Here is a 15,243-nt window from a genome sequence, read left to right as displayed (position 1 = left end):
GCTTTGTGCATGGAGGCGTCGGGGGTGATCTGCAGGCCGTCACTGGCCCAGACCTGACCGCCATCGACGGTGAGGGTAGTCCAGCGATACAGCTCGCGACCGGACAATTGGTTGGCCATGCGCAGGGGTTCCACTGCGGAGGCCAGAGAAATCAGCGTGAAATTGTCCAGCAGCAGAAAGCCGATGGATTGAGGCGCACGGTTCTGGGGTTGGGCCCCGGAGTTGAACGACGTCATCGCGGTATCTCCTCACACAAAGCGGGTGATGGCCTCAGGCGGAGGCTCTTGTTATTGCCATCGTTCTCGCGTGGGAGACGGGCTTTGTAATGACAGAGCAATTGCCATGCCTAAATTTGAATGCGCGTTCAATAACTCCTAAAAACGACGTCGGAATGTGTCTATATATGACGCGCAGGGAGTGGGGATTTAAATGGCCATCAGGGCTGGCAAGCGCCCCGGCCCACAAGCTGTGAGCAATTCGGTAGCACTTGTGGGAACAGGGCTACGAGCCGCTGGAAAAGAGTGTCACCGCAGGCACGGGTGACGAATGGTCGAGGCCTTGAATGACTCCGACCGCTGGCAGGACGATTTATCTATGAGCGACGCACTAAAAGGCGGCGCGGTTTCGAGCGGGTGTTCACTTGGCGCGCAGTTTTGACTGGTCTGCCGCTATCGCGGGCAAGCCCGCTCCCACAGGGATTTTGGGTGTGATCAAGATATCAGCCACACCAAAGAACCTGTGGGAGCTGGCTTGCCAGCGATGAAGTCAGCTAGATCTCAGCACTCGACGGCGCTGACCGCCAACCCACCCCGCGATGTCTCCTTATATTTGTCATGCATGTCGGCACCGGTATCGCGCATGGTGCGGATCACCCGGTCCAGCGAGATAAAGTGCTGGCCATCGCCGCGCAAAGCCATTTGCGCCGCATTGATCGCCTTGACCGCGGCAATTGCGTTGCGCTCGATGCATGGCACCTGGACCAGCCCGCCCACCGGGTCGCAGGTCAGGCCGAGGTTGTGTTCCAGCCCGATCTCCGCCGCGTTGCACAGTTGCTCTGGCGTGGCGCCAAGAATTTCCGCCAGCCCGGCCGCCGCCATGGCGCAGGCCGAACCGACTTCGCCCTGGCAACCAACTTCGGCACCGGAAATCGAGGCGTTTTTCTTGCACAGGATTCCCACCGCCGCCGCACCGAGGAAGTAGTCGACGACATTGGCGTCGGTCACCGCTTCGCTGAACTTCATGAAGTAATGCAACACCGCCGGAATGATCCCCGCCGCGCCATTGGTCGGTGCCGTGACCATGCGCCCGCCGGCGGCGTTTTCTTCGTTGACCGCCAGGGCGAACAGGTTGACCCACTCCATGGCGCTCAAGGTCGAGCCGATCACGTTGGGTTTGTTCAATTCCTGCAAGCTGCGATGCAGCTTGGCCGCGCGGCGGCGCACGTTCAGCCCGCCGGGCAGGATGCCTTCGTGTTTCAGGCCTTGTTCGACGCAATCCTGCATGGCGCGCCAGAGCTTCATCAGGCCGCTGCGGATTTCCTCTTCGCTGCGCCAGACTTTCTCGTTGGCCATCATCAATTCAGCCACACGCAGGTTGTGTTTTTTACACAGCTCCAACAGCTCGGCGGCGCTGGAGAAATCGTAGGGCAATTCGGTGCGATCGAGGTCGACGACACCACTGGAGGCCTGGGCTTCATCGACGACAAAACCGCCGCCGACCGAATAGTAGGTGTCGCGATGCAATTCGCCGTCATCGCCTTCGACAATCAGGGTCATGGCGTTGGGGTGATACGGCAGGTTTTCGTCGATCAGGCGCATGTCCCTGGCCCAGATAAACGGTACCGACAGCCGACTGTCGAGCAACAGCGTGTGGGTTTCGCGCAGGGCCTGGATGCGGATGCCGATTTGCGACGGATCGATCGCGTCCGGCCACTCGCCCATCAGGCCCATGATCACCGCGTTGTCGCTGCCGTGGCCGATGCCGGTGGCCGACAACGAGCCGAACAGCCGGACTTCGACACGCCGCACCTGCTCCAGCAAACCACGCTCGCGCAATCCCTGCACAAACAACGCCGCCGCCCGCATGGGCCCCACGGTGTGCGAACTGGAAGGACCGATGCCGATTTTGAACAGGTCGAAAACACTGATAGCCATTACTGCCGAACTCCTGGATGGGCCTACTGCGCACGCAAAAGCGCACGGTAACGGAGCTGCTACGCTCAAGCTGCAATCCGCCGAGATGACCGCATCATCAAGCTTTTATCGTGTTGTTCGACGTCTCTAACCGACGCACTCATGCCCAACAGCGCCGCGTGTCTTTTACGCCGTGTTTTCGCCGTTTTTTTGCGATTCAGAGCGAGAAAATGGGCTGAAAAAATCTGTAAACGACGTCACCGACACTGGATGCGACCATCCCTGTACTGGATACGACGCACCCTGTAGGCGTCAGATTTTCACTGGTACATGATCATATCGACTCGATTGCAAGGCGCCGTGGTAGAGCTGTCTCCAGAACGCCATCCAACCGCAACCTATAAGTGCGGTGGTCCAGTCGGAACACTGCCAAAAAAAACACCAAGGAGTCCATCCATGAAAGGTTCCCCGTCGTTGTTGTTGGCCGCCATGCTTAGTCTGCCGGTTCTGGCGCAAGCCGCAGAACCGGCGCAGTGCAGTACCGTAAACTTCTCCGATGTCGGCTGGACCGACATCACCGCGACAACCGCGACCACCAGCGTCGTGCTCAACGCCCTCGGCTACAAGACCAAGACCACCATGATTTCCGTGCCCGTGACCTACAAGTCCCTGGCCGACGGCAAGAACATGGACATATTCCTCGGCAACTGGATGCCGACCATGGAAAACGACATCAAGGCCTACCGCGATGCCGGCACCGTGGACACCGTGCGCACCAACCTCAAGGGCGCCAAGTACACCCTCGCCGTTCCCCAGGCGCTATACGACAAAGGGCTGCATGACTTCGCCGACATCGCCAAGTTCAAGAAAGAACTCGACGGCAAGATCTACGGCATCGAGCCTGGCAACGACGGTAACCGCCTGATCCAGACGATGATCGACAAGAACGCCTTCGGCCTCAAGGACGCGGGCTTCAAGGTCGTAGAGTCCAGCGAAGCCGGCATGCTGTCGCAGGTCGACCGCGCTCAGAAACGCGACACCGCCGTGGTCTTCCTCGGTTGGGCGCCGCACCCGATGAACAAGCGCTTCAAGATTCAATACCTGACCGGCGGCGACGATTTCTTTGGCCCGGATTTCGGTGCTGCCACCGTGGCGACCAACACCCGCAAGGGTTACGCCGAAGAATGCAGCAACGTGGGCCAACTGCTGAAAAACCTGGAGTTCACCGTCGACATGGAAAGCGAACTCATGGGCAACATCCTGGACGACAAGATGAAGCCTGACGCGGCCGCCAAGGCCTGGCTTAAAAAGAATCCACAGGTGCTCGATACCTGGCTCGCTGGCGTGACCACCACTGACGGTAAACCTGGCCTGGAAGCCGTGAAAGCCAAGCTGAATCAGTAATCGCTTATGCCGGACGGCTTCGGCCGTCCGGGCTGTTTATTTCCTTGCATGCGGACGTTCACTACCATGCTGATTGATCAGAAAATCCCTTTAGGCCAGTACATCGCGAGCTTCGTTGAATGGTTGACGCAACACGGCGCCAGCACCTTCGACGCAATCGCCGTGTCACTGGAAACGATGATCCACGGCGTGACGTTTGCGCTGACCTGGTTCAACCCGCTGGCACTGATCGGCCTGATCGCGCTACTGGCACACTTCATTCAACGAAAATGGGGCCTGACCGCGTTTGTCGTTGCCTCCTTTCTGCTGATCCTCAACCTGGGGTACTGGCAGGAAACCATGGAAACCCTCGCCCAGGTGATGTTCGCCACCCTGGTCTGCGTGGTCATCGGCGTACCGCTGGGCATCGTCGCGGCGCACAAGCCGATGTTCTACACTTTAATGCGTCCGGTACTCGATCTGATGCAGACCGTACCGACCTTCGTTTACCTCATTCCTACCCTGACCCTCTTCGGGCTGGGTGTGGTCCCGGGCCTGATCTCCACGGTGGTGTTCGCGATTGCCGCGCCCATCCGCCTGACCTACCTGGGTATCCGCGATGTCCCGGAAGAATTGATGGACGCCGGCAAGGCCTTTGGCTGCTCGCGTCGCCAACTGCTGACGCGGATCGAACTGCCTCACGCCATGCCGAGCATCGCGGCCGGCATCACCCAGTGCATCATGCTGTCGTTGTCGATGGTGGTGATCGCGGCACTGGTAGGCGCCGACGGATTGGGTAAACCGGTGGTCAACGCACTGAATACCGCTGATATCGCCCTGGGCTTCGAAGCGGGCCTGGCGATCGTACTGCTGGCGATCATGCTCGACCGTATCTGCAAACAACCCGAAGCCAAAGTAGGGGGTGACGCATGAGCATTATTCGCTTCGAAGACGTCGACGTGATCTTCACCAAAGATCCACGCGAGGCACTGAAACTTCTCGATCAAGGCTTGACCCGCAGCGAGATCCTGAAAAAGACCGGGCAGATCGTTGGCGTCGAAAAGGCCAGCCTGGATATCGAAAAAGGTGAAATCTGTGTGCTGATGGGCTTGTCCGGCTCCGGCAAATCCAGCCTGCTGCGCTGCATCAACGGCCTCAACACCGTCAGCCGCGGCAAGCTGTTCGTCGAGCACGAAGGCAAGCAGATCAACATTGCTTCCTGCTCCGCCGCCGAACTGAAAATGATGCGCACCAAGCGCATTGCGATGGTGTTCCAGAAGTTCGCCCTGATGCCCTGGCTGACCGTTCGCGAGAACATCAGCTTCGGCCTGGAGATGCAGGGTCGTCCCGAGAAAGAACGCCGCAAGCTGGTGGACGACAAACTTGAGCTGGTGGGCCTGACCCAGTGGCGCAACAAGAAGCCCAACGAGCTGTCCGGTGGTATGCAGCAACGCGTGGGCCTGGCCCGTGCGCTGGCGATGGACGCCGACATCCTTTTGATGGACGAACCGTTCTCGGCCCTCGACCCGCTGATCCGCCAGGGCCTGCAAGACGAACTACTGGAACTGCAACGCAAGCTGCACAAGACCATCGTGTTCGTGAGCCACGACCTCGACGAAGCCCTGAAACTGGGCAGCCGTATCGCGATCATGAAAGACGGCCGGATCATCCAGTACAGCAAACCGGAAGAAATCGTCCTCAACCCTGCGGACGACTACGTGCGGACCTTCGTGGCCCACACCAACCCGCTGAACGTACTGTGCGGTCGCAGCCTGATGCGCACCCTGGACAACTGCAAACGCATCAACGGCTCGGTATGCCTGGATCCGGGCGGCGATTCGTGGCTGGACCTGGCAGAAGGCAACACCATCAAAGGCGCGCGCAAGAACGGCTCGAGCATGGACCTGCAGAACTGGATGCCGGGGCAAGCCGTCGAAGGCCTGGAACGCAAGCCGACTCTGGTGGACTCCAACATCGGCATGCGCGACGCGCTGCAGATTCGTTATCAGACCGGCAACAAACTGGTGCTGCACGATAACAACCATGTGGTGGGGATTCTTGGCGACAGCGAGCTGTATCACGCACTGCTCGGCAAGAACCTGGGGTAAGGCAACAGATGCAAAAACGCCGCGAGAGTATCGCGGCGTTTTTGTTTGTGGGGTATCGGGTGATGCAGCTTTGCGGCTGATTGCCCCTTCGCGAGCAAGCCCGCTCCCACATTTGATCTGCGGTGTTCACAAATCCAATGTGGGAGCGGGCTTGCTCGCGAAGAATGCGACGCGGTGCTTCAGACAGAAACACCGCATCAGTTCAGAACTCAGCTATAAACCCGGCCAAGGAGCTGCCGATGGCTTTCAAACTGGTCGAGCACGTCACGGGTGATCTGATCCTGGGTGAAGCCCATCAAGTCGTAGTCCTGGCTGCCGTTGTGCAGGTACACCTCTGCGCGGTAGTAACGCTGACGCGCCTCATCGGACTGAGCCGATTCGGTTGGCGTGGCCAGGTAGCCGTCCAGGCTCACTTCGTAGACAAACGGGTTGCCCTCATCCATCTCGATCCGCAGGCCCATGCAACGCTTGGACTTGCCCAGCAGCGTCTGCACTTGCAGCCCTTGCGTACGCAACTGCACAGCCGCATCGTCCAGCGCCGGAGTCACGTGCTTGTCCATGAAACGCTGGACCACCGACTGGCTCGGTTGCAGGTCCAACTGGGTCAAACGCTCAGTGAAACCACGGCGCCCGCGTGCCGCCAGCTCCGCTTGTTCCTGTTCGATCTGTACGTCCTGGCGCATGGCCTTGTGCAAGCCGAACATGAAGAACACCAGCACCACCGAGAACGGCAGACCGGCCAGTACCACCATGGTTTGCATGGCTTCGAAGTTGCCGGCGAACAGCAGGCCGATGGTCACCAGGGTGATCACCACCGACCAGAAGATCCGCAGCCAGTGCGGTGCGTCTTCGTCGACGGTGCCGCCTTTGCAGGACAGGTTGGCCATCATCACCGCGCCGGAATCCGCCGGGGTCAGGAACAGCACGAAACCGACAAAGATCGACACGCCGATCACCACTTTCGACGCCGGGTAATGCTCAAGCAACTGGTAGATCGCCATGGATGGCTGTTCCAGCGCAGTCTTCCCGAGCTCTACCGCCCCATGGTTCATCACCAGGTCCAGGGCCGAGTTACCGAAGATCGACAGCCACGCCAGAGTAAAGCCCAGCGGAATCAACAGCACGCCCGCGACCAGCTCACGCACGGTGCGACCACGGGAAATACGCGCAATGAACATGCCCACGAATGGCGCCCAGGAAATCCACCAGGCCCAATAGAACAGGGTCCACAGGCCCAGCCAGCGGTCGGACTTCTCACTGTCGCCTTCGTACACATAGAGGTCGAAAGTCTTCAGCACCACGCCGTTCAGGTAGTCACCGACGTTCTGCACGAAGCCGTTGAGCAGGTGCAGGGTCGGGCCGAACAACAGGACGAAAATCAGCAGGCCGCTGAACAGCACGATGTTCAGGTTGGACAGACGACGGATGCCGTTTTCCACACCCGACACGGCAGCGATGGTCGCCACGGTGCTCATCACGATGATCACGATCAGCAGGTTGGTGTTGCTGTGCTCCATGCCGAACAGGTTTTCCAGCCCCGACGACACTTGCAGCGAACCAATCCCCAGGTTGGTCACCAGACCCAGCAGGGTCACGAACATGCCGAAGCCGTCCACCGCATGCCCGGCCGCGCCCTTGACCCAACGCTCACCCACCAGCGGGTACAACGCCGAGCGCAACGCCAGCGGCTGGTTATGCCGGTAGGCAAAGTACGCCACGGCCAGGCCGACCAGCGCGTAGATCGCCCAGCCATGCAGGCCCCAATGCAAGAAGGTCAGTTGCACTGCCTGACGGGCGGCAAGGTTGCTGCCGGCCACGCCTTCCGGCGGGTTGAAGTAGTGGTCCAGCGGCTCGGATGCACCGAAGTACAGCAGCGAAATACCGATACCCGAGGAGAACAGCATCCCCGCCCAGGCGCCGTAGCTGAAGTCCGGGGTGTCATCCTTGCTGCCGAGCTTGAGTTTGCCGTAGGACGAAAACGCCAGGCCGACGACAAAAATCAGGTAGGCGGCAATCACCACCATGTAGTACCAGCCGAAGCTGCGGGACAACCAGGCTTGCGCCGTACCCAGCATTCTGCCGGCCTCTTGCGGGGCGATGATCAGAATGGCGGTCAACAACAGAATCAACGCGGTAGAGGTGTAGAACACCCAACCGTTGACCGTCACCTTCTCGGGTGGGGTCTTTATTAGCGAGGCAGAACTCATGGCACAGATGCTCCGGGCAGTGCGAGAGAAGAACGCAAGACAAACGGGTTACCCGACCAATCGGTTAGTGGGCAGCCGACCGGCGGGTGATATAAAGACAGCCCGAAAAAAGCCCGAAGCCCATGAGACGCCGTGGCGTACAGGCTTCGAGCCGTTTCGGATGTCGGTTTGCCGCCATTTACACGCAGGAAAAATCTGTAAGCAGCGACGAATTGTCGCAGATCTTATTCTTTGTTGATTGAACGTTCAATCAAAACAAAATAGACTGGCCCTCAAGCCGGTAGCCGTCTGACGTCTGCCGCAAGGCCTAAGGAGATGTGCAAGATGCCCAAGGTCGGTATGCAACCCATCCGCCGCCAGCAATTGATCGAAGCCACTTTGCTGGCCGTCGATCAGGTCGGAATGGGGGACGCCAGCATTGCGCTGATCGCCCGCTTGGCCGGTGTCTCGAACGGCATCATCAGTCACTACTTTCAGGACAAGAATGGCCTGATAGCTGCCACGGCGCAGTACCTGATGAGTGTCCTGAGCGAGAACGTCACCGCGCGCCGTCAGGCGCTGAAGGACAACAGCCCACGGGCTCACCTTCAGGTGATCATCGAAGGCAACTTCGACGCCAGCCAGGTCAATGGCCCGGCAATGAAAACCTGGCTGGCCTTCTGGGCCACCAGCATGCACCACCCGTCTTTGCACAGGTTGCAGCGGATCAACGATCACCGTCTGTATTCCAACCTGTGTTGCCAGTTCCGCCGCGTACTGCCGCTCGAAGATGCGCGCAGTGCAGCCCGTGGCCTGGCAGCCCTTATTGACGGCTTGTGGTTGCGCGGCGCGCTGTCGGGAGACTCTTTCGACACCGAGCAGGCGCACCGGATCGCTTACGAATACATGGATCTACAACTGGCCAAGCAGGTGAGTTAGAGCACACATAGAACGCTCGACACCTGAATCGCGCCAACAACCAATGCACTTGCGAGGACAATATGGCCCGTTTCGAACTGCAAAAACTCTACATCGATGGCGCTTACAGCGACGCCAGCAGCGACGCCACTTTCGAAGCCATCAACCCGGCTAACGGTGAAGTCCTCGCAAAAGTACAACGTGCGACCAAGGAAGACGTCGAGCGCGCTGTGGTCAGCGCCGAAAAGGGCCAGAAAATCTGGGCTGCGATGACCGCCATGGAGCGTTCGCGCATCCTGCGTCGCGCCGTGGAAATCCTGCGCGAGCGCAACGATGAACTGGCTGCCCTGGAAACCCTGGACACCGGTAAAGCATTCTCCGAAACCAAATACGTCGACATCGTCACCGGTGCCGACGTGCTGGAATACTACGCGGGCCTGGTACCGGCCATCGAAGGCGAGCAGATCCCGCTGCGCACCACTTCGTTCGTCTACACCCGTCGCGAGCCGCTGGGCATCGTGGCCGGTATCGGCGCGTGGAACTACCCGATCCAGATCGCCCTGTGGAAATCCGCACCGGCCCTGGCCGCCGGTAACGCGATGATCTTCAAGCCGAGTGAAGTCACCTCGCTGACCACCCTGAAACTGGCCGAGATCTACACCGAAGCCGGCCTGCCGAATGGCGTGTTCAACGTCCTGACCGGCAGCGGCCGTGAAGTCGGCACCTGGCTGACCGAGCACCCGCGCATCGAGAAAGTCTCCTTCACCGGCGGCACCGACACCGGCAAGAAAGTCATGGCCAGCGCCTCGGCTTCCTCGCTGAAAGACGTGACCATGGAACTGGGCGGCAAGTCCCCGCTGATCATCTGCGACGACGCCGACCTCGATCGCGCCGCCGACACCGCGATGATGGCCAACTTCTACAGCTCCGGCCAGGTCTGCACCAACGGCACTCGCGTGTTCGTGCCAGCTCACCTGAAAGCAGCCTTCGAAGCCAAGATCGTCGAGCGCGTTGCACGCATCCGCATCGGCAACCCGGAAGACGAAAACACCAACTTCGGCCCGCTGGTCAGCTTCGCCCACATGGAAAACGTGCTGGGCTACATCGCCAAGGGCAAGGAAGAAGGCGCCCGCGTACTGTGCGGCGGTGAGCGTCTGACCGACGGTGAATTCGCCAAGGGTGCATTCGTGGCCCCGACCGTGTTCACCGACTGCACCGACGACATGACCATCGTCCGTGAAGAGATCTTTGGCCCGGTGATGGCGATCCTCACCTACGAAACCGAAGAAGAAGTGATCCGCCGCGCCAACGACACCGACTTCGGCCTGGCCGCCGGCATCGTTACCAAGGACCTGAACCGCGCTCACCGTGTGATCCATCAACTGGAAGCCGGTATCTGCTGGATCAACGCCTGGGGCGAGTCCGACGCGAAGATGCCGGTTGGCGGCTACAAGCAGTCGGGTGTTGGTCGTGAGAACGGCATCAGCTCGCTGAACAACTTCACCCGCATCAAATCGGTACAGGTCGAGCTGGGCGATTACGCCTCGGTGTTCTAAGACCCGAGCCTTGTATTGCCTGCGAAGGCCACTTCGCGGGCAAGCCCGCTCCCACAGGACTACGCGTTCCAATGTGGGAGCGGGCTTACTCGCGAATCGAGTGCGCAGCACTCGCCATGGCCTGACCTGACTAACTTCAAAGAGGGTGCATTCAATGTCCCAAGAATTCGACTACATCATCATCGGTGCCGGTTCCGCCGGTAACACCCTGGCGACCCGCCTGACCGAAGACGCAGGCGTCACCGTCCTGCTGCTCGAAGCGGGCGGCCCGGACTACCGTTTGGACTTCCGCACACAAATGCCGGCCGCCCTGGCGTTTCCGCTGCAAGGCCGTCGCTACAACTGGGCCTACGAAACCGATCCGGAACCACACATGGACGGTCGCCGGATGGAGTGCGGTCGCGGCAAGGGCCTCGGCGGTTCCTCGCTGATCAACGGCATGTGCTACATCCGTGGCAACGCCATGGACTACGACGGCTGGGCAAAATTGCCAGGTCTCGAGGACTGGTCGTACCTGGACTGCCTGCCCTATTTCAGAAAAGCGGAAACCCGCGACATCGGCCCGAACGACTACCACGGCGGCGAAGGCCCGGTCAGCGTGACCACGCCGAAAGCCGGCAACAACCCGCTGTTCCACGCCATGGTTGAAGCAGGCGTGCAGGCCGGTTACCCGCGCACCGAAGACTTGAACGGCTACCAGCAGGAAGGCTTCGGCCCGATGGACCGTACCGTGACGCCGAAAGGCCGTCGTTCCAGCACCGCTCGCGGCTACCTGGACACGGCTAAAAAGCGTTCGACCCTGACCATCGTCACCCACGCCCTGACCGACAAGATCCTGTTCGAAGGCAAGCGTGCGGTCGGCGTGCGTTACCTGGTCGGCGCGGCTGAAGAGCGTGTTGAGGTCAAGGCTCGCAAGGAAGTGCTGCTGTGCTCCGGCGCCATCGCCTCGCCGCAGATCCTGCAACGCTCCGGCGTCGGCCCGGCGAAACTGCTGCAAAGCCTCGACATTCCGGTGGTCCACGACCTGCCGGGCGTGGGTGAAAACCTGCAGGACCACCTTGAGTTGTACCTGCAATACGCTTGCACCCAACCGGTCTCGCTGTACCCGTCGCTGCTCTTGCACAACCAGCCGGCCATCGGTGCCGAGTGGCTGTTCAACGGCACCGGCATCGGTGCCAGCAACCAGTTCGAAGCCGGCGGATTCATCCGCACCCGCCCGGAATTCGAATGGCCGAACATCCAGTACCACTTCCTGCCGGTGGCGATTAACTACAACGGCAGCAACGGTGTGAAAGAGCACGGCTTCCAGGCGCACATGGGCTCCATGCGTTCGCCAAGCCGTGGTCGCATCCAGGTCAAGTCCAAGGACCCGCGCCAGCACCCGAGCATCCTGTTCAACTACATGGCCACCGAGCAGGACTGGCAGGAATTCCGCGACGGCATCCGCCTGACCCGTGAAATCATGCAGCAACCTGCACTGGACGCCTTCCGTGGTCGCGAGATCAGCCCGGGCATCGAAGTGCAAACCGATGAGCAACTGGACAAGTTCATCCGCGAACACGCCGAAACCGCGTTCCACCCGTCCTGCTCGTGCAAGATGGGCACCGACGAAATGGCCGTGGTCGATGGCGAAGGTCGCGTGCATGGCATGCAGGGCCTGCGTGTGGTCGATGCCTCGATCATGCCGATCATCACCACCGGCAACCTCAACGCCCCGACGATCATGATGGCCGAGAAAATCGCCGACAAGATCCGTGGCCGCAAGCCGTTGCCGCGCAGCACAGCCACTTACTATGTGGCGGCTGGAGCGCCGGTGAAGGGCAAGCCGGTGCGGGAAGTGAGCGCTACTGCACAGTAAGACAGTTACACCGCGGTGCTGCCTTCGCGAGCAAGCCCGCTCCCACATTTGATCTCCAGTGGACACAGATCCTGTGAACAACCGGAATCAAATGTGGGAGCGGGCTTGCTCGCGAAGGGGGCCGACCAGACAACACCCTCTTCCCGGTAATCCCTCTCTACACCGCTCCACCCTTGATCCTCCCCCCTTGCAGGCCTAATCTAGCGCCACGCAAACGTTTCACCTCTTCCCCCTCGCAACACCGCTGCGCCGCCACTCCATACCCAGGAGGTTCACGAATGTTCGATTTCTACCCCCAGCTCAAGCAGCGCTTCGCCGCCTTGCGCACGGGTGCTGAATTCTTTTCCCTGCGTTATGTGCGCGAATCCGGGCAGTACCTGTCGGTGCGCAAGAACGTCGCCGAACCGCCAAGCCTGAGCCGTGACGAAGGGGCGATGCTGACCGTGCGGGTCAATGGCGTCGAGGCCTATGCGGCGACCAGTGATTTGTCGCAACAAGGCCTGCAAGCCGCCCTCGAACGCGCCGAACTCCAGGCCCGTCGGCTCAAGCCCCACGCCTTGCTGGACCTGCGCGAGCAGGCTGTTTCCAGCGACCGCGCCGATTACTATTCGCCCAACCTCGACCAGGCCTTCCCGTCCCTGAGCGACTGCTACACGTTACTCGGTGCCGAATCCGCCGCCGTGCCCAAGGACGAGCGCCTGGTGAACTGGCAGGTCAGCCTCGGCATCACCCACGTCGAACAGATTTACCTCAACAGCGCCGGTGCCGAACTGCGTCAGGCCCAACGCTTTGTGTACCCCGGTCTGGATGTCACGGCCTACGACGGCAACGACAGCCAGACCCGCAGCCTGGGTCGCGAGAACTTCGGTCAGCAAGGCGCGGCGGACGTCATCAGCCGCTGCGGGCTGATCGGTGCCGGTATCCAGGTGGCCGATCAGGCCCTGCAATTGCTGCTGGCGCCAAACACCCCGCAAGGCCAGCGTGACCTGCTGCTGATGCCCGACCAGATGATGCTGCAAATCCACGAATCCATCGGTCACCCGCTGGAGCTGGACCGCATCCTCGGCGACGAGCGCAATTACGCCGGCACCAGTTTCGTCAAAGCCGAAGATTTCGGCCGCCTGCAATACGGTTCCGGCCTGCTCAACGTGACCTTCGACCCGGACATCCCCGAGGAGCTCGCCAGCTACGGCCATGACGACGACGGCACGCCCGCCAGCAAACAGTTCCTGATCCGCGAAGGCTTGTTGCTGCGCCCGTTGGGCGGCGCACTGTCACAATTCCGTGCCGGCATGGACGGCGTCGCCAACAGCCGTGCCTGCGGCTGGAACCGTCCGCCGATCGACCGCATGGCCAACCTCAACATCGAGCCGGGCGACCAGTCCATTGAACAACTGATCGGCGGCATCGAGCACGGCGTGCTGATGTCGACCAACCGCTCCTGGTCGATCGACGATGCCCGCAACAAATTCCAGTTCGGCTGTGAGTGGGGCCAACTGATTGAAAACGGCGAACTCAAGGGTGTGGTGAAGAATCCCAATTACAGGGGCATCTCCGCACAGTTCTGGAAAAGCCTCAGCGCCGTCGGCGATGCCAGTACCTTCAGGGTCCTCGGCACACCGAACTGCGGCAAGGGTGAACCGAACCAGGTGATCCGCGTCGGCCACGCGTCACCGGCCTGCGTATTCAGCAACGTTGATGTATTCGGAGGAGACGCCTGATGAATCCTTCAAACAGTTCGTCCGCGTCGTTCAAGGCACTGGTCAACAGCCTGCGTGAAGCGCTTCGCGAACCCGAGCAGTTCACCCTCAGCTATGCTGCCGAATCGTCGGCCTTCGTGCGTTTCAATCACGCCAAGGTACGTCAGGCCGGTCAGGTGCAGCAGGCGAGTATCGGCCTGAAGCTGATCAACGAAGGTCGGCATGCCGACCTGCACATCACCCTGGCCGGCGATCCCCAGGTCGATCTGCAACGCTTGACCGAAGGCCTGCAACAGCTGCGGGAAACCTTGCCGCTGCTGCCTCAGGATCCTTATCTGCTGCTCAACCACAATGGCTGGCAGAGCAACAACGTGCAGTCGCATCCACTGCCGGACACCGAGCAGGTGGTCGCGCAGATTACCCAGGCCGCCGAAGGACTGGATCTTGTCGGTTTTTACGCTGCCGGACCGATCAGCCGGGGCTTTGCCAGTTCTTCGGGTGCCTTCGGCTGGCATCAGGCCAACAGTTTCAATTTCGACTTCAGCCTGTTCCACGAGAACGGCCAGGCCGTGAAAGCCAGCTACGCCGGGCACGACTGGAGCAGCGAAGGCTTTGCCAAACGCTTCCGGCAAGCCCGCGAACAGCTTGAGTTTCTGGGCCGACCACTGCGCACTTTGGCGCCCGGCCAGTACCGCGCTTACCTGGCACCGGCGGCGCTGGAAGAAATCATGGGCATGCTGTGCTGGGGTGGCTTCTCGGCACAGTCGATTGCCAGCAAAAGCAGCCCGCTGCAAAAGCTCTATGGTGGCGACAGCGCTTTCAGCCCGCTGGTCTCGCTGGATGAAAAAGTCAGCGGCTCGCTGAGCCCGGCGTTTTCCGATGAAGGTTATCCACGCAGTGATCTGGAGTTGATCGTCGGTGGCAAGGCCGGGGCACAACTGGTCAGCTCGCGCAGCGCGGCGGAATACGGTTTGACCGCCAATGGCGCCAGCGGCGGTGAATCGCCGAGCGCGCTGAACATGAAAGCCGGGCTATTGCCTGACACCGACATCCTCAAGCAACTGGGCACGGGGTTGTACATCAGCAACCTGTGGTACCTGAACTTCTCGGATCAACCGGCCGCACGCCTGACCGGCATGACCCGCTTTGCCACGTTCTGGGTCGAGAACGGCGAGATTCAGGCGCCGGTCAGCACCATGCGCTTTGATGACAGCGCCTTCAGCCTGCTCGGTTCGCAGCTCGAAGCGCTGACCGCAGAGCGGGAGTTGTTGCTGTCGGCGAGCACCTATAGCCAGCGGGCGACGGCGTCGGCGTTGTTGCCGGGGGCACTCGTGAGCCGACTGACATTAACGCTGTAAACACGCATACACCTGTAGGAGCGAGCTTGCTCGCGATGGTCGTG

At 60.6% G+C, this 15,243-nt stretch carries 10 protein-coding genes and 1 pseudogene; 8 read left to right on the top strand and 3 right to left on the bottom strand.

All coding sequences use genetic code 11. The features are described from left to right. Window positions 1-236, bottom strand: a pseudogene (locus ACCD00_RS17555) (GlxA family transcriptional regulator); the annotation flags it as partial. Between the two features lie 540 nt (window positions 237-776). Next, a complete protein-coding gene (locus ACCD00_RS17550) occupies window positions 777-2,153 on the bottom strand; it encodes an L-serine ammonia-lyase (protein WP_413426412.1) in 1,377 nt (458 codons plus the stop codon). Between the two features lie 435 nt (window positions 2,154-2,588). On the opposite strand from ACCD00_RS17550, the gene ACCD00_RS17545 reads away from it, so the two are divergent. From ACCD00_RS17545 to choV, 3 genes are all read left to right on the top strand, one after another. Beyond that, window positions 2,589-3,536: a choline ABC transporter substrate-binding protein gene (locus tag ACCD00_RS17545; protein WP_008019483.1), complete on the top strand. Its 948-nt coding sequence runs from the start codon at window positions 2,589-2,591 to the stop codon at window positions 3,534-3,536. 66 nt (window positions 3,537-3,602) lie between these two features. Continuing rightward, window positions 3,603-4,448 carry a choline ABC transporter permease subunit gene (choW, locus tag ACCD00_RS17540; RefSeq protein ID WP_413426409.1) on the top strand — a complete coding sequence of 282 codons (846 nt, stop codon included), beginning with the start codon at window positions 3,603-3,605 and terminating at the stop codon, window positions 4,446-4,448. After that, window positions 4,445-5,623, top strand: coding sequence for a choline ABC transporter ATP-binding protein (gene choV, locus ACCD00_RS17535; protein ID WP_413426407.1), 1,179 nt, complete (start codon window positions 4,445-4,447; stop codon window positions 5,621-5,623). Before choW ends, choV begins: the two co-directional genes overlap by 4 nt. Before the next feature lie 209 nt (window positions 5,624-5,832). Here choV and ACCD00_RS17530 read toward each other — a convergent pair whose 3' ends face one another. After that, entirely contained in the window at window positions 5,833-7,773 is a 1,941-nt protein-coding gene (locus tag ACCD00_RS17530) for a BCCT family transporter (RefSeq protein WP_413426414.1), read from the bottom strand. A gap of 381 nt (window positions 7,774-8,154) precedes the next feature. Here ACCD00_RS17530 and betI point away from each other — a divergent pair, with 381 nt between their 5' ends. From betI to ACCD00_RS17505, 5 genes are all read left to right on the top strand, one after another. After that, complete coding sequence (gene betI / locus ACCD00_RS17525) at window positions 8,155-8,748, top strand: transcriptional regulator BetI (protein WP_085716437.1); 594 nt, start codon at window positions 8,155-8,157, stop codon at window positions 8,746-8,748. A gap of 62 nt (window positions 8,749-8,810) precedes the next feature. Beyond that, window positions 8,811-10,283, top strand: coding sequence for a betaine-aldehyde dehydrogenase (gene betB / locus ACCD00_RS17520; protein ID WP_413426405.1), 1,473 nt, complete (start codon window positions 8,811-8,813; stop codon window positions 10,281-10,283). Window positions 10,284-10,437: 154 nt separating this feature from the next. Further along, window positions 10,438-12,141 (top strand): choline dehydrogenase, encoded by a 1,704-nt coding sequence (gene betA / locus ACCD00_RS17515; protein WP_413426403.1) that lies wholly within the window; start codon window positions 10,438-10,440, stop codon window positions 12,139-12,141. A 278-nt stretch (window positions 12,142-12,419) separates the two neighbouring features. Beyond that, window positions 12,420-13,862: a TldD/PmbA family protein gene (locus ACCD00_RS17510; RefSeq protein ID WP_413426401.1), complete on the top strand. Its 1,443-nt coding sequence runs from the start codon at window positions 12,420-12,422 to the stop codon at window positions 13,860-13,862. Continuing rightward, window positions 13,862-15,199 (top strand): TldD/PmbA family protein, encoded by a 1,338-nt coding sequence (locus ACCD00_RS17505; protein WP_413426399.1) that lies wholly within the window; start codon window positions 13,862-13,864, stop codon window positions 15,197-15,199. Before ACCD00_RS17510 ends, ACCD00_RS17505 begins: the two co-directional genes overlap by 1 nt. The last annotated feature ends 44 nt before the right edge of the window (window positions 15,200-15,243 follow it).

Source organism: Pseudomonas sp. Pseusp3 (assembly GCF_047304225.1).
Classification (GTDB): Bacteria; Pseudomonadota; Gammaproteobacteria; order Pseudomonadales; family Pseudomonadaceae; genus Aquipseudomonas; species Aquipseudomonas fluorescens_CD.
Note: the sequence above shows the minus strand (reverse complement) of the source record. Positions and strands in the feature narration are given on the sequence as shown.

Excerpts from the sequence above, each read along its gene's own strand:
- choV (WP_413426407.1), top strand. The coding sequence starts at position 4,445 with ATGAGCATTATTCGCTTCGAAGACGTCGACGTGATCTTCACCAAAGAT.
- ACCD00_RS17550 (WP_413426412.1), bottom strand. The coding sequence starts at position 2,153 with ATGGCTATCAGTGTTTTCGACCTGTTCAAAATCGGCATCGGTCCTTCC.
- betA (WP_413426403.1), top strand. The coding sequence starts at position 10,438 with ATGTCCCAAGAATTCGACTACATCATCATCGGTGCCGGTTCCGCCGGT.
- ACCD00_RS17545 (WP_008019483.1), top strand. The coding sequence starts at position 2,589 with ATGAAAGGTTCCCCGTCGTTGTTGTTGGCCGCCATGCTTAGTCTGCCG.
- ACCD00_RS17505 (WP_413426399.1), top strand. The coding sequence starts at position 13,862 with ATGAATCCTTCAAACAGTTCGTCCGCGTCGTTCAAGGCACTGGTCAAC.
- ACCD00_RS17510 (WP_413426401.1), top strand. The coding sequence starts at position 12,420 with ATGTTCGATTTCTACCCCCAGCTCAAGCAGCGCTTCGCCGCCTTGCGC.
- betI (WP_085716437.1), top strand. The coding sequence starts at position 8,155 with ATGCCCAAGGTCGGTATGCAACCCATCCGCCGCCAGCAATTGATCGAA.
- betB (WP_413426405.1), top strand. The coding sequence starts at position 8,811 with ATGGCCCGTTTCGAACTGCAAAAACTCTACATCGATGGCGCTTACAGC.
- choW (WP_413426409.1), top strand. The coding sequence starts at position 3,603 with ATGCTGATTGATCAGAAAATCCCTTTAGGCCAGTACATCGCGAGCTTC.